The following is a 25,966-nucleotide window of genomic DNA, read 5'->3' on the forward strand; positions in this document are numbered from 1 at the left end:
AATGAAGTGGTCACCACAAACAGAATTGCTAGACGAGTCGGTGCTTTATGTGCAATTGAAACCTTATGCTCACAATATCTTTGTGAGGCCGAACTAATGGCTATCATCGAAACCAAGATTGTCAGTGTAAAAGCAGTGCTTGAAGCCTCCTTGGTGATCCCCGATTACCAGCGCCCCTACAAATGGCGGACACAACACGTTACTCAGTTGCTGGATGATTTGTTGTACCACCGTCACAAGAGTCGTTATCGACTGGGGACTGTGGTATTGCATCGGGATGGAGAAGACTCTGATCAGAAACTGTCTATCGTCGACGGTCAGCAGCGCATTCTGACCCTAACTCTACTGTGCTATATTCTTGATGATAACAGGCTATGCCAATCTAAGCTGCTGGAGCAGGAATTCAGCTCGCCCACTACGATTGCTAATCTGCAACACAATGCAGCAGTGATTGAGAGTCGGTCAAAACAGTTAAGCGAGTTCGATCGCGAAGAATTGGTCGATTTCCTGCTTAACCGCTGTGAGTTGATTATTGTAAAGCTTGATAAGCTTAGCGAAGCATTTCAGTTTTTCGACGCGCAAAACGCGCGTGGAAAACCGTTAGAACCCTATGATTTGCTCAAAGCGTTTCATCTGCGGGAAATGGCGGACAACACCGAACAGGAGCGCATCCAGTGCGTGTCTACATGGGAGAGAGAAGTGAGCCCATACCCTGCCAGTAAGGTCCCTAATCTGCGCATCCTCATGAGCGACTATCTGTTTCGTTTGCGCCGCTGGACAGTCGGTCACTCAGGTCTCTATTTCACTCGGCACAATATTGATGTTTTCAAAGGAGTAAGCCCGCATTCCACGTCTTACCGGTATACTGAAGCACTGCGGGCACTGGATTATATGGTTGACCAATACAACACCGATAATATACGGCATTGGGATCAACAGAAGATGAACTATCCGTTCCAGATTGATCAGACTATGATCAACGGCAAACGCTTCTTTGAGTATATTAGCCACTACGCCACTTTGTATAAGCTGCTGTTTATTGATGAAAAAACTGAGTTGGAGCCATTACGGTATACCATCAAAAATTACGAAGGCTGCAACCGCACCGGCGATCACTACGTGCGCATCCTGTTTGAGTGTGCCTTGCTTTATTATTACGACAAATTTGGCGACCTGGAATTGGAAAAGGTCTCACAGCTGTGTTTTGTATGGAGCTATCGCATTCGTCTAGCACAACGTCGGGTGGATTTGGAGTCAATTGATAACGCAGCTGTGGAAAATCATGGCTTCCTCATGACAATCAGTCGAGCACTGCATCCCCACGAAGTGTTGTCTTTTATGACTTCTCCACTTAAGCAAACAGATATTAAAGGCACCAAGATTCAAGGATTAGTTGATAAGTTTAAGACGCTGGGGTATTTGGAATGATGAGCGCCATTCAGGAAATTAATGAACTGTCAGTATCTGAACTATTTCAGCACGGACATTACACCATCCCCATCTATCAACGTAACTACGCCTGGGGTGAGTCAGAAGTAGAGCAGCTGTTACAGGACGTAATGGACTTTGCGCTAAATGAGCATGAACATGAGCAGAAAAGTAGCTCGTACTATATTGGTAGCCTGGTGACTTACCAGCGTGATAACGACAATTTTGAAATCATTGATGGGCAGCAGCGTCATACTACTTTGAGTATATTTCTTTCGGTAATAAAGAATGAGTTTGATGCCGACTTGGGAGATATCCAGCGCATTAACCTTGGATTTGACAGCCGTGATAAATCAGATAAAACCCTGCGTATGCTGTTCAACGGTACTAAACGCTCCAATGAGCTGCAGGAAGAATATACGATTCGTGCGGCTTATGATGTAACTCAACGTTATCTGAAGCGGGAAAATGCAAATCTAAAGCTATTCATCAACTATTTGTTGAATAAAGTCAAAATCTTGCGAGTGGTAGTGCCTGCGGATACTGATCTCAATCACTACTTCGAGATAATGAACAACCGGGGCGAGCAATTAGAAAAGCATGAAGTGCTTAAAGCTCGCCTTATGAGCCAGCTAAGTGACAATACTGGGCGTAGCGCCTTTGCCAAAGTCTGGGATGCTTGTGCTGATATGGAACGCTATGTACAACTTGGGATTCCTTCAGATCTGCGCGACAAGGTTTTTGGTAGTGATTGGAGTAGCTGCCCAGATGGTTTTAATGCACTTTGTAGCTCGCTGTCGAGCAATAGTGAAGTACAGAGGCCCCAGTCACTGGCAGCGATTATTGCCAAGCCACAGTTTCACGCAAGTCAGAAGAAAAACGGTAATGAAAGCCTTGGAACGTTCAGTTCGGTTATCAACTTTCCCAACTTCCTGCTGCATGTGTTGCGGGTGACTGCCGCCAAGGATATTCCATTGGATGATAAGCGGCTATTGGATATTTTCTCAGATGAGATGTTAAAGTCAGATAGGCATGCTAAAGAGTTTGCTCAGCAGTTTATCTTAGATCTGCTTAGGTGCCGGATGCTGTTTGACCGCTACATCATTAAGCGTGAAAACGATGAAGATTGGAGTTTGAAAGTGCTCAAGCTATACGAAAGTAAGCAGCGTTCATTTAGTTACGTTAATAGCACTGATGACGAAGGCCTGAATCAAAAGCTGGTGATGATCCTATCAATGTTTCATGTTTCATTTCCAACGCAAGCCTATAAGCATTGGCTGAACGCAGCGCTCTATTACTTGTACCATACCACAGATGCCAGTCTTAACGTGGCGGGCCACAACTACCTGCAGTTTCTGGAATCACTGAGTAATAAGTTCTTTTATGGTCGCTTTGGAACAACTGAGCCTTTGGGTTACTTTGATTTAATTTACCGTAACCCAACACTACCAAGTAGCTTTAGTACAGAGCTCCTGACATATAGAAATGTGCAGAACTTTATTTTTAATCGACTTGATTATCAGTTGTGGAAGCGACTCAATGCTGGAGAACGCTTTGCCGGGGTAAATATGGACTATGTCATGAAGCGACTGAAAGGCTTCAGTTTTACTTTCCGCTCATCGGTAGAACACTACTATCCGCAAAACCCCCTCAATAGTCGACCGATTACTGAGTCCATTACGTTGCCTAAAGGCGTTGATACCTTCGGCAATTTGTGCCTCATCAGTCATAGCAACAACTCCAGGCTCAGCAACTATCTGCCAACAGCAAAGAAAGAGCACTACGAAAAATCAACTACCATCGAGAGCCTGAAGCAGGTGTTTATGATGAGTTACGATAACTGGGGACCAGAATATCTGGAGTTAATTGCCGAGCATGAGCAGATGATGATTAGGGTGCTTTGTGACTGAACTAGCAATACATACACCAGAGCTGCATCAATTGCGACGTACAATGAAGCTTCGTAGAGGGCCGGATGGTATTCATCTTTTCGACAGGAAATCAGGCACTAATATTCTGATAGATGAACAAATTCCACCAATGTCATCTTGGACTAATTGCCCGCGGCAGATATCTATAGCCCTCACCAATGCATGCGATCTGAAATGCGAGCATTGCTACGCTTTAAAGCGAGCGGCTCAGTTGAGCAAAGAACAAGTAAAGCGCTGGATGGTTGAGCTGGATGAATCTGGATGTTTTGGGATTGGTTTTGGAGGCGGGGAACCAACGCTGCATCCTGATCTGGTAGAACTTTGTCAATTTGGCCAGCAGAAGACAGGCCTTGCAATAACCCTAACTACTCATGGCCACAGATTAACTGATAATTTAATCAGTCAACTACAAGGATCTGTTAATTTTATTCGAGTAAGCATGGATGGTGTCGGTGTGACATACGAAAGTATTCGAGACAGGTCATTCGATGAGCTAAAACGGAAGTTATATGCATTACAAGGGACCATCCCTTTCGGCATCAATTACGTCGTGAATCGTCGGACTATTGATGATCTTAACACAGCTGCCCAATTTGCTGAGTCTGCTGGTGCGGCAGAGCTGCTTTTACTTCCAGAGGAACCCGTTGGTTTAGGGCAGAAGATCGATTTGGTGTCCCTTGAAGCTTTATACTCATGGGTTGCCGACTACAAAGGAAATTTAAGGCTGTCTATCAGCTCTCGTTATAGAGAAATGGTTGAAACCCAATTGGCTCTCGAAAAAGAGCCTGAGCATATGGCATTTGCTCATGTGGATGCTGAAGGTGTGCTGAAACGCACGTCTTTTGATAGTACCGGATTCAAAATAGGCAATGCAGGATTATTGGCTGCATTCCAAAATTTTAGTATGGGATAGGTAAAGTTAATAAATTATGAAAGTCTGGCAGAGCTATGGTGCAGAGCACTCGCTGAACTTGGTCATCATTGGTCGCTTCAAAGAAATTGCCGATGCTGAAGAGTTTAAGCTTCAAGCGGAGTCGTTAATTGATTTCCTCAGGGATAAAACCGACTTTGACATGGATGGGGATCGTTTTGATAGCGATGTACGCGAGTATCTCAACAATAAAAAAATATATTGCTTGTCGCCACAGCAACTCAGTCAATTTTTATATGAGATGCATATGGAACAACACGGAAATGAAGTTCGCGTCACCTCGGATGATGATTTAACTGGGCTCATTAGCTGGATGCTCCATAAGGGGGCAAAGATTGAAGTATTTTCTGCCCACGATTATCCAGAGTCAGATAATGTAGAGGGCTAAGCAAGGTATGCTTAATTGGAATCGATTTGAAAGCCTTCCGGGGGCAGCAACTGAAAACTTTGAAAAATTGTGTCGTAGTATTGTTCGCCGGCAGTTTGGCTTTCTGGGGCCATTGCGAGAACTAAAGAATCAGCCCGGTGTTGAATATCATATCGAGCTAAATCAAGATGATGAGCGCCTTGGCAATGCTGGTCAGAATGTGGGATGGCAATGTAAATGGTTCCAATATAAAACCGATGGCAACCTCACCTCTTCTGCTAAGGGACAAATTAAACACTCTTTAGATAGAACCCGAGAACACTTGCCTGACCTTAACTGCTGGATTCTCTGGACCCATAAAACTTTATCGAAGCCAGATCAAGATTGGTATTACGACTTAAAAAGCGAATATGGGTTTGAGCTACATCTCTGGAATGAAAGTGATTTAGATCAGCTTCTATCAGGGCCGGCGATTGATTTAAGACAATCCTACTTTGGTGAGCTGGCATTGACCCCACAAATGCTGGCTGAGCAGCATGAGATTTCAGTTGCCCCTATTAAGAGCAGATGGATTCATGGCGCTCATCAACGAATGCAAATGGAGCGGAAAGTCCGCCAGATACTTGGGGAGCCAGATGCTTGGGGGGATTTTGAGTCAACGAAGAAATCTCTCTTAGTTAAATTAGAATTTATCAATAAAGCCACTAATGAGCCAGAATATCAGCCTTGGCGCCCTATTCTTATTGATTTCGCAGATAAATGCGAAATATTTTCCAACTTTTGTGCCTTTTTTCAGAACCCTCTTAGTAGTGAAAATATCGATAAAATTGATGAACTTCTTGAGGCTCTCGGCACCCACTCTCGAAATTCAATACAGAAAGTTCTACGGCAGTTACGGCGTAATAATCTACCCCTTTCAATAGCGGTTACAAATGCACTAGCTTACATTAAAGATGTCAAGTTATTGCTTGAATCCGCACAAGAACTTCTATCGCATCAGCTAGTTGCGGTGGTTGCTGATGCTGGAGGCGGAAAGACCCAGTTTGCAGCAGAAATCACTGCTTCAAGCGACAATCGTCCTGCAGGCGTTTTGTTATTTGGACGCTCTTTGAAAGCTGGATGCAACCTAGATTCCCTAGCACAACAGATTACTTTTTATAACCAACCTGTTAGTAGCTTTAGTTCTCTTATTGCTGCTATTGATGCTGCTGGAGCGCGGGCTGGCTGCCGACTTCCAATAGTGATCGATGGACTAAACGAAGCTCAGGACCCGCGAGAATGGAAGCCTTTGCTCGAAGCGGTTCACCCTACACTACGAAAGTTTAAAAATGTAGTTTTAATCTGTACTCTCCGAACAGGAGAGCGAGATCGTCCCTATCATCGACACCAGCACTACCTTGAAGACAGGGCAAGCAGTCGAGAGAACTTTGCACAGCAAGCACTCCCAAATGACAGCTATATCATCGAGTCCGATGGGTTTGACAAGGATTTAACGGTTGATGCTATCAAAGCGTATTTCAAACTTTACAAGATTGATGCCGATCCATTTATGGCTCCGCTTGATTTCTTTAGTCATCCACTGAATTTGAAAATATTCTGTGAAGTAACTAATAGAAAAGCAGAGCAAGTTGTACAAATAGTACATTTCCCTTCATCAATATACAGCTTATTTAAAGAGTTGATCCAACACTCTGCAGCTACAATTGCAGGCATGACAAATTTAGTCCGCCGTTATCGTATAGAGGATGTAGAGCGAGCAGTTTATATTTGGGGCGAACAGATGTGGGAACAAGCTACTAGATCAGTACTGGAAAGCAGCTTTCGTGAGTCAGCTAATATGCCGCTACAAGGTTGGGATGAGGATATAGTCAACTTGCTTGCACAAGAAGGTGTGTTATTTCGAGATTCTGGTGACGAACCATACAGCTATATTCTAACTCCCGTATATGACAGACTTGGCGGATATTTGATAGCTGATTATTTACTAAGAAAAAACACAAGACGTGATCTCGTTGACTGGATGCAACATGAAGGCTTTCTTCAGAAAATTTTCGGAGATATTCCTGAACAGCATGAGCTATCTGAAGATATTTTACATGCTCTAATAGCTCTTACTCCTAAGTACAGGAATCAACAACAAGTTTGGCAAGCTCTGCCTTCAACTTACGCAGCTAAGGCATTGTTATTATCTTATCTTATTGATCACAACGACTTTAGTATTGAGACCAAAGATGCGTATAAGGAGCTGATTATAAGAGAAAAATTTCCAGGTCGAACGCTTGAGCACCTTAGGGAGGTAAGAATAGTTGTTGGACATCCACTAAACGCAGATTTTCTGAGTGAGGTCCTTAAACAACTATCTGTTTCGGACAGGGACTTATCATGGACGGAAAATAATCGCATTGACTACCAAGATCGTATCAAAAGGATGAAGCAATTGGTTGATTATTGGCGATCCGGTAACTGGGGTAACCTGGAAGTTGAGCGATTGCGCGCTATATCGATAAGTTGGCTACTGACATCGACATGCATTGAACTGCGAGATTCTGCTACCGAGGCGTTGTTTAATTATGGTCTACATGCACCTGATAAATTGTTCAAAATAACCGAAGAATTACTAAACGTTAATGACCCATATGTTTCAGAAAGGCTATTAGCTGCAAGTTACAGCGTCGCAACAACGTTACTGTTGCGCGAAAAGGCTCAAGCTGAAGCGTCCGATTTTGCTAAGTTTATATATGAGGCGATGTTTGCTGATGATGCACGGGCTGCTACAACACATTTATTAGCAAGGGAATATGCTAGCGGTATCTTGCAGGTGGTATATAAGTTTGTTCCAGGAATAATCGATGAAGAACAATTACAGGCGGCTTCTCATCCGTTTCCTTTGATGCCACGCAAAGACTGGGAAGTTGAACTTGACGGAGAACGCTCTTCTCGATCTGAATCTCCGTTTCCTATGGATTTCGAATACACCATAGGCCGATTGGTCCATGGGCGCAGTAGTTATGATTATAAACATTCAGAATATCGAAATGTACGAGGAAAAATTCTTTGGCGTATAAAGGAACTTGGATGGGATGCTGAACTGTTTTCCAAGGCTGAACGAAATGCCGAATCAGATGGAGGATACTCCTTTGGAATGAATCGCCCCAGAATCGAGCGATACGGTAAGAAGTACTCTTGGGTCGCGTTCTATGAAATGGCTGGACAATTGGAGGATGAAGGGAAACTTGAGTCTTGGGGAGAAAGGTTTGCTGCAGACATTGATCCGTTCTTTCCAATTAACTCATCACCTACTCTCAGGGAATCTAGTGAGTTTTTGGGAAATACCTTTGTACCGACAGAGCAATGGGTATTCGAGCATGAATTACCTGACCTCAGTCCTATATTGACGTTAGGCGAACTAAATGAACTTACTGGGCCTTGGGTGCTAATACATGGCTACATATCTGAGGAATCCAAGAGACTTGATCGAAACTTTTATTGCTCTGTTACCCCATTCTTTGTTTCATCAGCTATTGGTGAAGAGATTCAAAATTATGTTAATGAATCAACTGAAATTGAATGGCCTCACGATTTATCCCAAGTTAGCTATATATATTCAGGAGAGTTGTATTGGAGTGCTAAGCCTAAGTTTGAAGAATGTAATGATCTACAGGTTGTTGTAGATTATACAAAAGAGGAGATAGATCAATCAGAAATAGTTTTAAATGGAAAAATACTGTTTGAGGGAGGTAAGAAAGTCTTTGATGTGCCCCAGTATAGATCACTAACTGTTCAGGTTCCTGTTATCAGGTATTACTGGGAACATAGTGAGAGTTCGTACCATAATATTAGTCGCGATTTACTAGCTCCATGGGTAGTTGAATCTTTAGGTTTAAAATTTGATCCTACGAACTTTTGTTATACAGATTCTGATGGATTCGTAGCAGCAGTATTTGTTGATCAAAAAGGTGAAGCTTCAAGCAACTATCGGAAGCTACTTTATCTCAGACAGGATCTAGTGGAAACTTTGGCAGAAAAGAAAGAGATGGATCTTATTTGGAGAGTTCATGGGGAAAGACGTTATGCTCGCACAGAGCATTTTCATTCTAATAAAAATGGTTCAGTTTGGTATAAAGCTTTCGAATTTATCAAAACTTATCAAAAATAGATTTAGCTACGTTTCAGTGCTTAGATTCATAAAAATTAACAATAATAAAGGCCGAAGTGCAAACCGATCAGATCATTTTCCTACATACTAACATATGTGGCTTTGTGTTCAGCCTCCAGGATGAACCTTAGGCGAGCGGTCACTTCATCGGCAACTTCTCGTGGCCAGATGTTTTATTGGATGAGGTTTGGTCAAATTTTAGCCAAGTTAACAAAAAACTTTAACTTTCAAAATGTTATAAGGCATTGTGACGAATTGATGACAAGGTTATCCACAGATTTTGTGGATAACTAATCTTTATATATTCGTTCAGTAAAATAATTGAAGAGATAAGAATCTATCTGCAGATAGTGGCTTGTTAAATGTAAAATACGTGTCTAATATTTACTACTATTTAGCGTTCGCTTTACGAGTTAATTAGAAAAATAAAAAACAAAGAAATAATAATGTTTAATAATCAAATTTGTCGCTCTTTATCAACAAATATTGAACTTCCTTTGAGGCTTAATAAAAGGCGTAGTTAAACAGATAATCTTTATACCTGTTGATATAACTGAGCAAAAAAAATAGCCCTGGTTATCGAGCGCAAATCGCGAAATCAAATCCTACAACAAAAGCTCGATTGTCTGAAAAAATGCCTTAATGCAGAAGTTGTTGACGGGAAAGTAGCGTGTATCCCTTAAATAATTTATCCAGGAAGATCTATGGAAAAGAACAATCAAAGCCAGGAAGCACAACCCTGGAAAAATGTATTAAAAGTCTTTGAAGATAAAGAACCTAAGCACTACGAATCTGTAGATGGAAAGCTTATAGAAGTTGGTGAAACTGATGGTGTTGAGCTTCGAAAATTCAGAGAGCGCGTTGAGCCTTGGTTGACAGCCTTATTCCAGAATGAGCATTTAAACCTGCTTGTGGGTAGCGGTTTGACGAGTGCAACTTGTTACTTAGCCGCAAAAAGTACTGGAGCAACAATGGCGCAAGCACAGTTCAGTAATCATAAATACCTGAAAAAATTAGATGAAGCTATACAAGCTTCCGCCAAATTAGCAGGGAGAGAGGAACCTAACATCGAAGATCAAATTCGAACTGCTAATAGACTAATCGATGGACTAGCAATACTTGAGACAGATGGTGATGACTATGGTTACACAACATTAAAAAACGACCTGGATACGATACTTAGCAATTTAATTGCCAGTGTATTAGAAACAGAAAAGTTAATTGATACATCTCCTAAACCGCTAAAAGGTGAAGAAAGTGCAGCTAAGTATGTAATGTCTTTCTTACTTAGCTTTGCTAGTCGGACAGCAAGCCGTGATCGCCTGCATATATTCACTACTAATTATGACAGGCTCATAGAATGGGCAGCTGATATGACAGGGATTCGATTGATGGATCGCTTTGTCGGCACTTTGAGTCCTATCTTCCGTTCTTCACGGCTTGAGTTAGATATGCACTACAATCCTCCTGGCATTCGTGGAGAACCTCGCTATTTGGAAGGATTAGCTCGATTTACCAAGCTTCATGGTTCGCTCGATTGGAGTTATCAAAAGCGTCATGTACGAAGAGTCGCTTTACCATTCGGAGCGGATTCTTTTGAGCCATACTTAAAAAGTGCTGGAAACTGTTTAATTTATCCTAATCCAGCAAAAGATCGAGAAACCTCTGAATTCCCTTACGTTGAACTGTTTCGAGATCTAGCTGCTGCTCTATGCCGACCAAATACTGTTTTGGTCTGCTATGGATATGGTTTTGGAGATGAACATATCAATCGTGTCATTGAAGACATGCTTTCAATTCCCTCAACGCATCTTGTAATTATTTCATACGATGATGCTGGTAGCCGTATATCTGGTTTTTATGAACGAGTTGGCAGAAGTGATCAGATTTCTCTATTAATCGGTCGCCACTTTGCAGACCTATGTAACCTTGTGGATCATTTTTTACCAAAGCCAGCCATTGACTTGACCACACAAAAAGTTCAAGAAATTATATCTGCCAGAGGCTGGGATAAGAAGCAGCCATTAACTGAAGAACAAACGATCCAGGAGTAAGCTTTATATGATTACTCCAATGGAAAACTTAGCAAAGCTTCAAGTGGGGACAGTAGATTTTGTTGCTCCTGATGAGATCAAAGTGCTGCTTGACTTGGATGCACCTCAATCAATAGCGATGAATACAGGGCGTCCTCGCCCATTCCCAAGAATCAATGGATTTGTACTTGTACCTACTGAGAATGGTTTCATTGTTGGCCAAGTGACATGGTTGGCAGTTGAGCATTCATCTTTTCCGAAAAGAAAAGGAATGCAAGATTTTGGTTTGATTGATCTTCCGTTTCCACTCAGGAAAATGAGTATCAGCTTGCTTGGGACGCTGCATAATGTAGGGGATGAACATGTCGCTCGATACAAATTTAAACGAGGTGTTCATAATTTTCCAGGCTTAGGCGACCCTGTAATGGTACCCGATGCCCAGCAGCTTCGGGCAATCGTTGAATCTGGCACTAGCGGCAAGGTTTTAATTGGCAAGTGTCCATTGGCCGATAATGCAGATGTAAAAGTTGATCCTGATCGTTTATTTGGTCGCCATTTAGCTGTTCTTGGGAATACAGGAAGTGGCAAATCATGTACTGTCGCCGGTCTTATTCATTGGTCACTTAACGCGGCAAGAGAGAAATCTAATGCCCAATTGCCCAATGCTCGATTTATTGTTCTTGATCCGAATGGCGAGTATTCAAATGCCTTCAGACAGCATAAAGCTCGGATATTTAAAGTTGAGCCTAATGAGAGTGATGATGAGTTTCTGCTAAATGTACCGGCCTGGATCTGGAATAGTACCGAATGGGCCGCTTTTACAAAAGCAAGCTCCAAAGTTCAACAACCATTATTGAGGCGTGGCCTCAGGGCTATGCGAAATGAACAGCTAGAGCTTTCTGTAGATTTAGAAATAGAAATAAAAAATTATCTAAGCACCATTCTGGTTACAGCATTGCATGAGAGGTCTGTCGGTTCTCCTTGGAGCCGATTCCCTTTTCCGAAAAATTTCTATGAAAAGCTTAAGACATGGCGGGAGAGTATTGAAGAACTTCTTAGTAGACTTGAAACAGATGATGAAAGGTTAAGTAATTTAACTAATTTACTCCAACAATACTGTGATAATCGGTCTGGTCAATATTCAACACATGATGCAACCCTTGCAGAAATTAGTGAATTGATTGAGTCGATAAAGGAAGCCCATGCCGCATTTGGTGGCAATCAAGAGGAGTTACTACCTAAAAGTGAAGATGCCCCAATTCCATTTGATAAGGGTGTTTTTATTACTTTTCTGGATGCCTTAGCGAAAGAAAGCAGGGTAGAACAGTTTTCTGATTACTTGCTTGTCCGTATCAGGACGCTTTTAAATGATCGTAAACTTGTATCAGTCACAGGAGATCAAGAAAATATTTCTTTAGCTGAATGGCTTGAAAAATATATCGGCTCGGGCGATGCAAAGAATGGAAATGTAACAATCGTCGATTTATCTCTTGTACCGCAAGAAATCGTTCACATTTTAGCTGCTGTAATTGCGAGAATGACGTTTGAAGCTCTGCAGCGTTATCGCCGACAACATTCTGAAAATAAAGTATTGCCAACAACTTTGGTGATGGAAGAAGCTCATAACTTCATAAAACGTTACCATGATGACAGTGAAGAAGCAACTGCTTCATCTGTATGCTGTCAGGTATTTGAGAAGATTGCTAGAGAAGGAAGAAAGTTCGGCTTGGGGCTTGTTTTGTCCTCACAACGTCCATCAGAACTGTCACCAACAGTGCTGTCTCAATGTAATACATTCCTGTTACACCGAATTACAAATGATAAAGATCAGGAAATGGTCGCGCGTTTGCTTCCCGATGGATTGAGAGGACTGATTCGGGAGATTCCAGCATTACCTTCCCAGCACGCCTTTCTGGTCGGTTGGGCATCTGAACTTCCTATTCTAACGAGGTTGCTTGACTTGCCTGAAGGCATGCGCCCTAACTCAGACGATCCTGATTTCTGGGATGTTTGGACGCGCACAAATAAAAATGGAGAAGACGTGCAACGATCAATAGATTGGCCATCCATTGCTAACGAGTGGCAAGAATTTGAAACCATGCCTCAGACTCAGGAGGTAGATAGTAGATGAAAATAACGAAATCGATGGCACACAGTCGCAGCTAATTCGAGTTGAAAAACGCAATAATTGCGAGCCCGACCATTTTTAAATGTGAGCCGCTATAAATACTGTCAATGATCTGATAGGCCGAGGCGCTGGTCTCAATGTTTTTTTTGATTGGCCTCGGCGGGTTCCATCGGCACTACCCTCACGATAACTCTCAAGCCGGCCCTGCTTAGCGGCGCTGCATCGCCGCCAACTGCGCCATGCCGCCGCGTTTAACCAGCAGCTGCTCGGAATAACGGGCCACCCGCTCCGGCGCTTTCCAGCCGCCGGCCTGCATGATCGCCGGCATGTCGATGCCGGCCGCGACCAGATCCTGACAGGCGCCAACCCGGGTCGAGTGACCACTGATCCGCTCGATGTTCAGGCCGGTGCGCTGCGCCACCCGCCGCAGCGAGCGGGTCACGCCTTCGCCGGACAGCGGCCCCGGCAGCACTTGCTGCCAGCGATTCAGGCCGCGAAACACAGTCCCCTCGCTGATCTGCGCCCAGGACAGCCACGCTTGCAGATGCGCGACCGTGGTGTGCGACAAATACTTCACGGCGCCTTCGCCGGTCTGATCGGTTTTACTCCGGATGATCGTGACGCTGCCGGCACCGTCGTCGGCCCAGTGCAGATCTTCGATCCGGATCGCGACAGTTTCCGATCGCCGGCACAGCGTATCATAGCTGACGCAGACCAGGGCCTTGTCCAGGAGCGCCCGCGGCGAATCGCCGAGCGTCTGCAAGGCCAGATGGATGTGCGGCCAATTGAACCCTTGGGCTTGTTGTTGCCGGGTCCCCTTTTGGCGGGCCATGCGCCGGACTGCCAGGCGCACATACTCGCTCCGGATCGGGTTATCCAAGCCGGCGGCTTTATGGGCCGTGGCGATGGTGGTCAGGTAGCGTTTCACGGTGGCGACTTTTTTCAGCTCGGCCTGGGCGTCGATGAACGCCACCAATGTCTCGACCGAGGCCGGCAGCGATAACGCGTCGTGTGCATCGCACCAATTAGCGAACACCCGCCAGTCGGCTGTGCGCGCGCGTTCGGTATTGTCGGCAAAAGCGCCTTGCGCCGCTTGCTGATAATTTTGAGCCGCGGCCAGTGCCGGTAGATGGTTTTGATGGGTCAGTCTCTTCATGGCCGTTAGTATAGCTCATACTGTGCGATAATGAAGGGTTATCGCACAGTATGGGTTATTCAATTGCGTATGAAAATACGCGTCGGTTAGACCGGTTTTTGAAATCGGTAATGGCAGCAGGCGTTCGGCAAGCATTGGCTAATGGCCCAAACCAGACAGTTTCGTTCAACCAAGTGATCGATCACTCGAGCAAGGTCCAAAGATTAACTCGGGAATTGATGATCACTCACTGTTTTGACGAGGCGTAGTCTGGGAAAATTAAGTTGCTGGGCGAATAGTCGCTATGTTGCGCTATGTATAGCTATCCATAGCGACCCCTATGTATAGGGCCCAACTATGTATAGCCGTGATTAGCTGTTGGTGGCAAACCCTGATTTTACTGACCTTTCAACCAACCCTCAGTCAAGAAACTTTACATAGTTTTGCCGGGATTCTGAGGTGAAAATTTATTCGCTTCAGACAATTCAATGAACATTCGCCCTGCACCACATATGAAGATGGCTGCTTGAGTAGCAATTGACACTTTTCCGTTGATAATTTCATGGTTCACTTGCTTGAATGTCGCCATGCATATCCAGTTTATAGTTATCATACAGCTGGTAAGGAATTGACGCAGTTCCTTCAAGCATTAAAACTATGTATAGCGCTCTACCTGTAATCGCTGGTAACACGTTGGGTGTGCATCGAAATAAATCTCTTCTATTCATAGTTGCGCACTATACATAGGTGCCAAAAGCGGACGTTTACATTTGGATTTTCTTGTTAAGAGCTCAATGTGAATGAGCAAGTCCATTCTGCTACTTGTAACATTGAAATAGCCTCGTTAATAAGGATTGACCATTCTTTACAATCATTCAAATTAACTATTATTTGGTCATCATCTGGTTTGCCATAAGGGTATATGGCATTTTCGCATAGTCTCAATGCTTCTAATTTAAGATCATCGTCGTTTTCCATTCCAGTTTTTAAATCCGTTATGATGGAATCAGCGGTTGATATATTTTCAGCAAGCTTTTTATGAAATTTTGATAAATAATCTTGCAGTATATCCGAACCTACGTTGTTCAGTTTTTTAGATATTTCAATGTAATTCGATAAATGAGAAGTGGCTGCATATAACTCAGCTAACTCTTTACTAAGTAGTTGAGTCTTCTCAAAGTTATCAACCTTGATTTGTTTAAATTGAAAGTGATTTACAGCGATTTCGGGAAGTGCTTGCGGGATGTTTAACCAAGATTTATTGTCGGATAAGATAGGCTCATCACCTGCAAATGAACTGGTTAATATTCGCCAAGCAAGGTTATTTAATGTCGAACCCTGAATCATTGGAATAATAACCACATGTTGCCAATGGTTAGTCAGAACAAAATACTTTAAATCTTTATATGCAACAGGACGAATTGCACTAATCAGCACATCAACAATTTCGGCATATGCCCTTTCCAATGAAGTTAAATCCTTTAATTCCAAGCTGATCCACAAAGCAGGGCGTTCTTCATAACAATAGGTGTCACTAAGCAGCTTGGCTTGCCATCCAGAATCCGGGTTGTTAGCTAGCGCTTTTTTGATAGAGTTTATCAAACCTGCCTGTACATTTCTGGTAATTGCCGCTGCACGCACATCCGGTGCTTCTTTCCAGTATTGGTCAGGGTGATGGGCAAATTGATACCAAAGATGCCAGGCTTTTTCGAGCTTAGCTGCTTCTTGTTCCTCAAGCTTTTTTAAAGCGGATATATCGACTAAGTCTTTAAACCTATTACGAAATTCCGTTTGAAAATTCTTCAACTCACATTTGGCATTATTGAGATTTACTACGGTTAGGTGGATATGATGCGGAGAACAGGAATGACCAAGTTCTTCAGCTTTTTGATATACTAGCGCATGTTCAGATTTTGGCCGATGTCCGATAAGACCATTAACGATTAAAACAAGATGAGATTGTGTAACAAAATTGATAACACTGTGTAAATAGTCGCTCCATGCTTTTTGATAATTTTTATATTCCGCTAATCTCACTGAGGCATTTATTTGAGTTGGGCGATTTGGTTGTATGTTCTCTGAATTATTTTCAGTGCCTTCGCTGGTGTATCCCCAAGGATCAACTGCTAACTTAGGGAGCATGGAAGACATCATATTGATTCTAGATAAGTCTTCCCAATAGCCTTCGTTTATTTTCCAACCTATGATTGATGATGGCTTGCGATTTTTAAAAAAAGCGATTAACGCTTTATTAAGACAAGTCAAACCGTCAACAATTTTCCTTCTAGTTGAAATGATATTTTCAGCATACATTTTCCAATCATCTGGACGATGAATATAATCAGCTAAGTTACTGTAAGTCGCATTAATGCTTACCAGCCGATTTATTGGCAATGATGATTTTATGATACCTGGCTTGTTTGCTTCATCGAAGGGTAGTTCCATGAATGCGACATGATGTCCATAACCTATCCCGCCAAATTTTTCCGCTTCAGGAAAAAGATTCCTAAGTATTCTTACACGATAAACAGTTTGCTCGTTTAGTCGCGCTGAAAAGTTTTGTTTGTTGATTTCATCAGCCGATTCTATTGGCGCAATATAATGAGCGATTGGGTTTTCTGGTTTCTGCTCTAGCCATAAGGTATTGGTTTGTTTTTGAAATAGCTTTTCAATTTCTGATTTATTGGAACGGATAAAGTCATGGTAGATTTGCTTATCGAAATAATAAAGGGCTAAAGTTAATTCTGATAAACAGACGATGGTTGATATTTCTGAAACAGTATTACTTTTTACCAGCCATGCAGCATCATAGCTTTCAGTAATTTTTAACCACCCCAACCAAAATAGGGTTTCACTCATACTAAACCAAGCAGTTTCATTTTCTGGCTTAGCCAATTCAAATGATTTGTTATTTAGCCACGTTTTCAAGCCTTGATAAATAATGTCTGGTGACGGTACCTGATTTCTAAGAAGCTTGATCTTAGCAAGTTTTTCTGGATTATTTTTACCCAACATTTCTAATAAGGACTCGGTAGGGTCTTCATCCAACACATTTGTGAGATCAGGTCTTAGTAGAAATTTCCAGCCGCTATTGCCTGCCATCAAACGGGCTTGCTCGATTACGTCCTTATTAGTTTTGACATAAGCATAAATGCCATACCAGATTAAAGCCTTACATACGCCTGCATAACCTTGCCAACTATGCAGTGTTAATTCGAAAAGCTTTTGGTAAATGGCAGGATATTCCTGTGGATGTTCGACAAAGGCATACAACAAAAAGCTTTCCAAATCGGCTTCCATTATGCAGGGGAGCACGTCTGTTGCAGCATTTATCCATGGATTGAGTGCAGGATCATTCAAAACCTCAACTAGCAATTTGGAGCGCAAGGGATGTAACGGCTCAACATATCTTTTGTCATCTGAACAGCGAATTAAATATTCCTCTTCAAACAACCTAAACATACCAGTTGGATCGGACAAATTAATAATCTTCACCAATTCAGCTAGTTGTATGCGGGATTCATAAGCGGTTGCTACCGCACAGTAAAATAATACTTTTAGGGTGGCCGCTTCCAACTTTGATTGTCTTACTTCGTCTTGTAAGCGTCTAACCTGAAAGCCTAATCGGTCTTTGAGCGACTCAGTTTGGGTAAGAAAGTAAACATATTCCAGTAATGCACCATTGCCGCCAAACCGATGCCAAGCATCACTAAAGGATGGGTATGGATTAGCGACTTTTTTAACTAGCAGGTTTTGGTAAATTTTTTCTGCTTCTGATTGATTGAAATGCAACGGCACACCCAAAGGAAAGCCCAGTTCGACATTTGACACATTCTGCCGAGCCAAGTCTTCCTCGCGGATTGTGATAAGAATTTTGATATTTGGTTTATCCAATAATGCTTTGACCAGGGCTGTCCAATCCAAGTCTCGCGGCGACACATCAATATAAAGATACAAATCAGCTTTAAAAACTGACAGATGATCGGCTATCGCCAAAGCAATGTTTTCGGCATGACTTCTGTTGTCGATAAAACTGATTTGAAAACGCCAGTCTTCGGGAACGAAATCGTACAAGTAACGATAAGCCAGCGTTGTTTTACCTTGACCCGAAGCTCCATGTACAATGACCGTTCTGTTTCCGTTTCGAAATGCCTGCTCAATCTTGCCGATTTGTTCTGAGCGGGATATATCCAAGCCAGCTTGAATGTGGCTAAAACGGGAGGAAACACCCTTATAAAATTCGCTTGCAAGATTCTTTTGCTGATGAGCTTGATCTTCTTCAATTAAAGGCTTTATTGATTTGAACCATTCCTGATGGTGTGCGGCTCTTTCTGATAGATATTTACCAACAGCATAAATTTTATTGATTAAATCTTGTTTGGTGATTTTTTCCTTATATTCGGCCGCATAATAAAGCCAAGCCAATAATAAAGAAAAAGCACTGCTAGGGTCGCCAGCGGTCATTGTTTGGGTTAAATGGTTTTGCAGCCTGCTTTGCAAATCCTGCTCTGATACAACAAGCCATTGTATTTTTTCGAATAAACTTTCAATCCGTTCTTTATCAATACCATGTTTTTCAAGCTTTTCAGTGATTGAATAACGGCTATTCACGTCTCCTGCCCATGCTTTTTCTATTTCACTGCCGATTTCCCCAAAGCTGACAACTTCAATAGATAAGCCAGGATGCGTGCTTAGCAAATCGGACACCCTGTGGAAAAACGAATCTTTCTTATCGGGATTAAAGCTGGATAGCGTCAACTTTTCATTTCTGGCTTTTACTTGAATCACACGGATCAATTCGCCATTTTTTCGTATCGCTAAGTCTTCCTCGCCTTCGGGTTGAAATACGTTATCAGCATCAGAAGATTCAAGTATCTCAACCAAAGTGTACAGCGTCTGATATCGGTAGCCTTTTAATGCCGCTTTTGCGCCTGAATTATTCATGAAATGGATTACTATCTACAAAGAGTTCTAATTGTATTAATTGAACGACAAACTAAGTTTATTTTTTGTTGAGATATGATGCCAATGACCTTTTCGAGGCTTACTCAGTGTTCACTCTCGTTACGGCCTGCACACTCGCTGAATCGCCTATAGCGATCCTTTACATCGAAGGCTCCAGCCACTTCGTTACCTCCATGACTGCTCCGATTGCTTCCGGCTGGAGCGATTTAGCCGGGTGGGTCTTTCACCCACTGGTAAAGCGCCGCCTTTGCACGGCGCACACCCCTTGCAGACTTTCACTCGAATTCTATGAATGGCGATAATTAGCAGTATAGCAGCCAGTCGCTGAGTGTCTTGGGCAAGTCAGTTGCAAACATAAGTATTGAAGTTATCCAGACCTGTTTATCGTGAAAATTATGTATGTTATCCCACCTAGTAAATCAAGTTCTTTGCCTTTTTTACTATACTTTAGTTTGCAACCAAGACAGTTCAAGTGTAAATATACAGACCTAGATAATAATTTGTTGAATAGGGGTAGAGAACGGTTTTCACCGTCCCCTCCCTCCGAACCCGGTGTGCAGTTTTCCCGCGACGGGCTCTCCAGTTAGTTGTTTCCACATCGGGATTGGCACGCCAATTTATGGGCCTCTGACATTGTGAATAGCCCAAGATCAGCGAAGTAGGCATTCGGCCATTGTTTATGATCGCGCAGGCATCGTCCTTGGCCCGGCCGGTGCTTTTGTCGGCGTAACATTGCCCGTAATCGACGGCGAACCAAGCCATCGATTGTCGAGAATGTAAACCGGTGAGCGTGCTGGAAGTATCCGTACCATCCTCTTAGGATCGGGTTGAGTGATGCAATCACGTAGTCGATGGAATGCCCCGAGTTACGCTTCGTCATAGCGCGAATCTTGTCCTTTAAGGACGTCAGACTTTTCTTGCGCACCCAACGTTTTCCTGTTTCAAACCGATACCCCAAAAACTCGAACCCTTGACCGTCTACCCGGCAATCCCCGAGATGGGTTTTATCCGGGTGGAGCGTCAATCCGTTCGCAGTCACCCACGCCCGTATGCGGGCCAGCGCCGATCGCGCTTCTTCCCGACTACGACACAACACCACGGCGTCATCGGCGTACCGTACCATCACCAACCCTGCCTCACGCATTTCTACGTCCAGCTCGTGAAGGTAAACGTTGGCCAGCAAGGGACTTATCAACGCCCCTTGCGGACTGCCCGCTGTCGGCGTCCAACGCGTCATGTCCTCCATGATGTCTTGCTTGAGAAACTGCTCAACCAACGCCAGCACACGACCATCTGCAATCCGATTTCCCACTTTTTCCAGAAGAGCTGCATGTGGAATCGTGTCAAAGTAGCTTTGCAGATCCGCGTCCACCACCCAGAAATAGCCCGCTTTCAAATGACGGTCTACTTCTCGCAGCGCATCTTTGCAGCCCAATCCTTGTCGAAAGCCAAAGCTTCTGGGTTCGAATTCGTGCTCAAAGATCGGTTCGATCACCAGCTTCAACGCAGCCTGAACCACGCGATCTTTGACAGCAGGTATACCGAGCGGCCGTCGTCCCTTGCCTTTGGGTATGTACACACGTCTTACCGGCTGCGGCGAATAACTCCCGTTCCACAGTGCTCCCGCCAGTTCGGCCAGATAGAAATCCTGTGCCTGCGCGAAGCGTTCCACGCTCATTCGGTCTACCCCAGCCGCACCGGCGTTGCGTTCGACTTGTGCCCACCCCAACCTCAATGTCTCAAGACGCGATACTTTGTCGATCAAACTGTGCCATTTGCCTCCTTTAACCCCTGTTTTCAGGGCTGCCAACATAGCTTTTGTCCAGATTGGCGCTGGCGTGAATTGCCGCTGCACGCAGCTTTCCGGCACACTTGCACCCTGTCTAGTCGTTTCCGACACTGGTGATGCTTCAATCTTCATATCTGCTCCTCTCTGGTCTTTGGCTATCAACTTTCCTGCCCCACTTCCCTAGTGCGCCTTTTACTCTGACGCATGTCTCCCCGGCTGTTCAGCCGAGTGCGGTACTATTGGGACTCTGACTCCTGTCCGTGTTCACTTCACCGACAGGTCTCCCCGCTTACCTCGTACTATCTTCCCATCGTTCCGCCCTCAACCACGTAGTACGCCGCAGCATCGCTTTATCCGCCATCCCCAGCGTGCTGCGTTATTTCCAGGCTTCGCCACTTTAGTGCAGGCTCGCCGCCATACCCCGCCGAAACAGGTTCGTCATCCTACGGACCGACAGTTCGCTTCCGGTTACTCCCCACCCCGCCTCGCGACGACGCAGTTACCTTCAACTACGGAGCTGTGGCTTACTCCGGCAGGGACTTTCACCCTGCAAATAGTACGCACTCACGGGCGTACACTAAACCGCTGCGCGGCGGCTTGGCGCAGCTCTAATTTTTCCCTTTCGTAACAATAAGTCACACACTCCTGATTGACCACTGTTGGTCAGTCTTCAGAGGAGAAATGCGATGACTCCGTTACGTCAAAAAATGATCGACGCCATGCTGGTACGTGGCATGGCGCCGAGAACCCAGCGCAGTTATCTGATGGCCGTCACCGAACTGGCGAAGTATTACCATCGTTCGCCGGATCAGCTAACGGGGGAAGAACTGCAAGCGTTCTTTCTGGCACTGGTCAAAGAACGCCACCTCTCACCGGCCACTTGCCGGTTGTATTTGAATGCGCTCCGTTTTTTCTATCTGCACGTCCTCGGTCGGGACAGCTTCGGCGTCAAGCTGCAGGTCCCTAAACAGGAACAGCGCATTCCGGAACTGCTGATGCGCAGTGAAGTCAGCCGCATCCTGGCTGCCCACGGCAATCTCAAACACCGCATGTTGCTGACGACCTGTTACGGTTGCGGACTTCGTGTCAGTGAACTGGTGTCGATTCAGGTTCGGCACCTGGATGGCGAACGGCGACTGCTGCGGGTGGAGCAAGGCAAAGGCGCTAAGGATCGGGCCGTAATCCTGTCGCCTACTTTATTGCGGCTATTGCGAGCCTATTGGCGTCGAGCCTATTGGCGTGAACTGCGTCCGCCGCAATGGCTGTTTCCTGGTGCAGATCAACATTCGCCGATAAGTATTGCCAGTGCGCAAAAGCTGTTTTCCGATGCCAAACGACGCGCAGGTGTCGACAAGATCGGCGGCATCCACAGCCTGCGTCATGCTTATGCGACCCATCAGCTGGAAGACGGCATGCCGCTGCATCAACTGCAGCATCAACTGGGCCATCAAAATATCCGTTCGACCTTGCGTTATGTCCACTGGGTGCCGGGTTATCAGGAAAGCCGAAGCGGCGGCGACCTGTTGGCCCAACTGGAGCGGTCGTCATGAGCGCCCACATCGGGTTACAGGCAGTATTCGAGCGCTTTCTGCCTGCCTATCAGAGGCAGCATCTACTCACCCCGATTCAGCAAAAAGCTTGCTGGCATATCGAACAATGCCGCACCGAAGCCTTGGGCGGCCTGCAACAGCGTTGTGGACAGTGCGGCTTCGAACAGCCGCAGTATCATTCCTGCCGTGACCGCCATTGCCCGCAATGCCAGGGCCAGGCCCAACAAGCCTGGTGCCAGCAGCAGTTGCAGGCGGTTCTGCCGGTGACCTACTATCATCTGGTTTTCACGCTGCCGCACACGCTCAACGGTTGGGTCGAACTGCACCCCGAGGTGATCTATCGGTGCTTATTCCAAAGCGCTTGGGAAACTCTGGATCATTTTGGCCAAGACCCGAAGCGGCTGCACGGCACCCTGGGCATGACCGCAGTCTTGCATACCTGGGGGCAAAATCTGAGCCGGCATGTGCATCTGCACTGCCTGGTCGCCGGCGGCGCCTTGACCCAAGCAGGCGACTGGCATTCGTCCCAAAGCAATTACCTGTTTCCGGTCCGGGCCTTGTCCCGATTTTTTCGGGGCCGAATGGTCAGCCGCCTGCGGCACAATGCGCAATGCGGTGAACTGCAACGGATCACACGTCCTGCTGAAATCGATACGCGACTCAATGAGCTCATGCAAACAGACTGGGTGGTGTATACCAAAGCCTATCTCAACCGAGCCGATACGGTGGTCCAGTATCTGGCCCGCTACAGTCGCAAAACCGCACTCAGCAACGGGCGGATACAGCAGATAGACGAAGACCAAGTGCATCTGCGCTACAAGGACTACCGGGATCATGACCGCAACAAAGTCATGGTGTTGGACGGTGAAGAACTGATTCGGCGCTTCTTATGGCATATTTTGCCTGCCGGGTTTATGCGCATTCGTCATTACGGCTTTCTCGCCAATCGATGTCGGCGACAAAAGCTGGCGCAAATCCGGCAAAGCCTGCAAGCCATAGCCGAGCAAGAGATCGTCGGGCAGGCAGCCATAAACAATCAGCCCATTACCGTGCCGGTCATTGAAAAACCGCGGTCCTGCCCGCAATGCAAAACAGGCCGCATGATCGTCGTCGGAGAGATAGCGCCCAAGCGCATAGATTATGGCTAAGCGATAAACCTATCGGCAACCTTAAGCCACATACGGCACAAACCACCAACAGACGCCAAAGAGGTCTGGGATACCGTGCGGTCAAAAGAAACGAAAAACCCAAAAACTCACCGTTGAAGTGAGCAAAATGGAAAAAATTATTCTCCAGAGAAACAAATCAGACGCTAAACTGCCAGCTGCAAACAAGGCTAACGTCCCAAAAAAGTCGATAAATTTTAGACAGTCCTGAGCGGAAACAATACAATCCCCATATTAATAAAGAATGCGGGCTAAGCTAAACATCCAGGCCGGCTTAGTCCAACACACATTTATCTGTCATGCTCGCGCACGACAGATAAAATGCTTATTTGTTATGCCCTTACGCAACATCAACATTTTTAAAAAATAATTCAATGCCTCTGCTAAAGAACTCTGACGAGATCAGTAGATACTTGCACCTCGACATGTTTGATTACAATGGACTTCCAGAGCATTTAGTCAAAACGTACTCTTTCTATGAAAACAAATTCAACAGCCTCTATGAGGAATATTCTGAGATATGGGATTTGGAGAACTGCTTCTTTTATATAAAAAACTCTAATTCATGTAATGCATCAGCCATAAAGATAAATGGATACAATTTAATAAACATAACTAATGGGTATCCAGTTCTGATGGAAAGGAAGTTTAGAGAAGAATTATTCCGAAACCAGATATTGGTAGCAATAATCAATGAAAAAAATATTTCTGATGCATATTGCCAGCTACATGAAAACCAAAGCTTCAATATAAAAGAATTTATGCTCGAATGCTCAATAAGGTTCACATTTCATCATGAGTTTCGGCACATCTTACAATTTAATAATTCCAATTCACGGACAAATTTCAACTTCCAAGAAAATTTAAATACTAATACTGCATTCAAAATGAAGAAGCATGCATGGGAGTATGATGCGGATAGAATTGCAACAGCAAAGGTACTTGGCTTTGCAAATGATACCAAGACTATTCTTGGCTATGAAGATGATTATCTCTTAAAGTGCATCTTATATATAGCCCTATCCAGCATAATAATTACCAAAAACCTATTCTACTTCAATGTAATAAATGATTATTCAAATGCGTTATCGGTCAAAATTAAAGAATTTTATACGAAAAAATTCTCACATCCGCATTCTCTTGTAAGGATGATTAATATCATCAGTTATTTCATTGACTGTGCAAATGACCGTTACCCTTCGTTGGGTTTTGAGTATCAGGAGGTAATTAACAATGTTTTAGGGATGAATCGGTTATATTTTAGTTCGCTTACGCAAGATCAAAGCGTTCTTGATGATTTTTTTACTGAGTGGAAAAACAACCTAAATCAAATCAATGCCTACAATAATGAACTGTATGAGTTTGCTATCAGGAACAAACCTATTAAACAATTACTGCTTTATACTGGAGCAGATTTTGGTATAACAAGTAAATCCAGGTGACGCCTACGGCGCACCTGATTTAGGCGTTATGCATTAGGGTACTAAATGAGCAATTCATTATTTTCAGGCGATAAGGATTGGAAAGCCAATGCATGTTTGAATTGGTCACTCGATACCATGGGGCTTTATATCGAGGGCTATAGAGAAGCCGCCGATAAACTCGTCCATGATGTAGTAGAGTCAGGAACAAACCAGGATATTTTGGTTTTTCCTATTTCATTTCTTTACCGTCAATATATTGAGCTGCAACTTAAGCACATTATTCGAGAGTCACGAATATTCCTTGAAGAGGGCGCAAGCTTTCCAGAGCATCACAGAATTAATGACTTGTGGAACACTGCAAATTCGTTGATGGCTAGAATTATCAAGGATCATGATCAATCCATAAATGACTACATCACTAAAGAAGATATTCAGGCCATTAAAACAATCATTACGGAGTTTGTTAAAGTAGATCCAGAGTCGTTTGCATTCAGGTACCCAAAAGACAAAAAGGGCAACAAAAACCTTGAAGGCATCGAGCATATCAATCTAAGGAAACTGCACGATCAAATGGGAATTTTGAAAGAGAAGCTGGATAAATACTATCTATGCGTCAGTCTTCTCAGAGATTTTCAAGATGAAATGAGAGCTGAGTATGGCCCATAGAATGCATAACAAGCGCATGTTGTCGGACTGGTTTTCCGCTGCGCTCCAAACCAGCCGCAAATGCGGGCGTTGAACGACAGCTTTCTGTAATGCAACCGCCATTTGGCTGAAATTCTTGAATGTCTCTGATTGGCACCTATGTATAGTGCGCAACTATGAATAGAAGAGATTTATTTCGATGCACACCCAACGTGTTACCAGCGATTACAGGTAGAGCGCTATACATAGTTTTAATGCTTGAAGGAACTGCGTCAATTCCTTACCAGCTGTATGATAACTATAAACTGGATATGCATG

General features: G+C 44.2%; 14 protein-coding genes. 11 read left to right on the top strand and 3 right to left on the bottom strand.

The genetic code is table 11. From position 1 onward, the window contains the following. The first annotated feature begins 96 nt into the window (after positions 1-96). The 7 genes from METLU_RS0101860 (at position 97) to METLU_RS24285 (ending at position 12,977) form a co-directional block, all read left to right on the top strand. Positions 97-1,428, top strand: coding sequence for a DUF262 domain-containing protein (locus tag METLU_RS0101860; RefSeq protein ID WP_027156737.1), 1,332 nt, complete (start codon positions 97-99; stop codon positions 1,426-1,428). Continuing rightward, positions 1,425-3,338: a GmrSD restriction endonuclease domain-containing protein gene (locus METLU_RS0101865; protein WP_027156738.1), complete on the top strand. Its 1,914-nt coding sequence runs from the start codon at positions 1,425-1,427 to the stop codon at positions 3,336-3,338. Before METLU_RS0101860 ends, METLU_RS0101865 begins: the two co-directional genes overlap by 4 nt. Beyond that, positions 3,331-4,272, top strand: coding sequence for a radical SAM protein (locus tag METLU_RS0101870; RefSeq protein WP_155920394.1), 942 nt, complete (start codon positions 3,331-3,333; stop codon positions 4,270-4,272). The genes METLU_RS0101865 and METLU_RS0101870 overlap by 8 nt, the downstream gene beginning before the upstream one ends. 16 nt (positions 4,273-4,288) lie before the next feature. After that, entirely contained in the window at positions 4,289-4,678 is a 390-nt protein-coding gene (locus METLU_RS0101875) for a DUF6375 family protein (protein WP_027156740.1), read from the top strand. Between the two features lie 7 nt (positions 4,679-4,685). Beyond that, a complete protein-coding gene (locus METLU_RS0101880) occupies positions 4,686-8,813 on the top strand; it encodes an NACHT domain-containing protein (RefSeq protein ID WP_027156741.1) in 4,128 nt (1,375 codons plus the stop codon). Between the two features lie 704 nt (positions 8,814-9,517). Continuing rightward, the gene (locus tag METLU_RS24280; protein WP_036242769.1) at positions 9,518-10,867 is read left to right on the top strand and encodes an SIR2 family protein; all 1,350 of its coding nucleotides are present in this window, start codon (positions 9,518-9,520) and stop codon (positions 10,865-10,867) included. A gap of 7 nt (positions 10,868-10,874) precedes the next feature. Next, complete coding sequence (locus METLU_RS24285) at positions 10,875-12,977, top strand: ATP-binding protein (protein WP_036242770.1); 2,103 nt, start codon at positions 10,875-10,877, stop codon at positions 12,975-12,977. A 205-nt stretch (positions 12,978-13,182) separates the two neighbouring features. Here the strand turns inward: METLU_RS24285 and METLU_RS24290 are convergent, their stop codons facing one another. From METLU_RS24290 to ltrA, 3 genes are all read right to left on the bottom strand, one after another. Further along, entirely contained in the window at positions 13,183-14,130 is a 948-nt protein-coding gene (locus METLU_RS24290; protein ID WP_051299737.1) for a site-specific integrase, read from the bottom strand. Positions 14,131-14,892: 762 nt separating this feature from the next. After that, the gene (locus METLU_RS0101905; protein WP_027156743.1) at positions 14,893-19,053 is read right to left on the bottom strand and encodes a P-loop NTPase family protein; all 4,161 of its coding nucleotides are present in this window, start codon (positions 19,051-19,053) and stop codon (positions 14,893-14,895) included. 604 nt (positions 19,054-19,657) lie between these two features. Continuing rightward, positions 19,658-20,995, bottom strand: a complete 1,338-nt coding sequence (ltrA, locus tag METLU_RS0101910) for a group II intron reverse transcriptase/maturase (protein WP_036242771.1) — start codon at positions 20,993-20,995, stop codon at positions 19,658-19,660. Between the two features lie 554 nt (positions 20,996-21,549). Here ltrA and METLU_RS0101915 point away from each other — a divergent pair. From METLU_RS0101915 to METLU_RS0101930, 4 genes are all read left to right on the top strand, one after another. Next, positions 21,550-22,413: a tyrosine-type recombinase/integrase gene (locus METLU_RS0101915; protein WP_027156745.1), complete on the top strand. Its 864-nt coding sequence runs from the start codon at positions 21,550-21,552 to the stop codon at positions 22,411-22,413. Next, the gene (locus METLU_RS0101920) at positions 22,410-23,561 is read left to right on the top strand and encodes an IS91 family transposase (RefSeq protein ID WP_027156746.1); all 1,152 of its coding nucleotides are present in this window, start codon (positions 22,410-22,412) and stop codon (positions 23,559-23,561) included. Before METLU_RS0101915 ends, METLU_RS0101920 begins: the two co-directional genes overlap by 4 nt. 443 nt (positions 23,562-24,004) lie before the next feature. Further along, a complete protein-coding gene (locus METLU_RS0101925; RefSeq protein WP_155920396.1) occupies positions 24,005-25,021 on the top strand; it encodes a hypothetical protein in 1,017 nt (338 codons plus the stop codon). 45 nt (positions 25,022-25,066) lie between these two features. Beyond that, positions 25,067-25,669, top strand: a complete 603-nt coding sequence (locus tag METLU_RS0101930) for a hypothetical protein (protein ID WP_027156748.1) — start codon at positions 25,067-25,069, stop codon at positions 25,667-25,669. Positions 25,670-25,966: the final 297 nt, after the last annotated feature.

It is taken from the genome of Methylobacter luteus IMV-B-3098 (genome assembly GCF_000427625.1).
Taxonomy (GTDB): domain Bacteria; phylum Pseudomonadota; class Gammaproteobacteria; order Methylococcales; family Methylomonadaceae; genus Methylobacter; species Methylobacter luteus.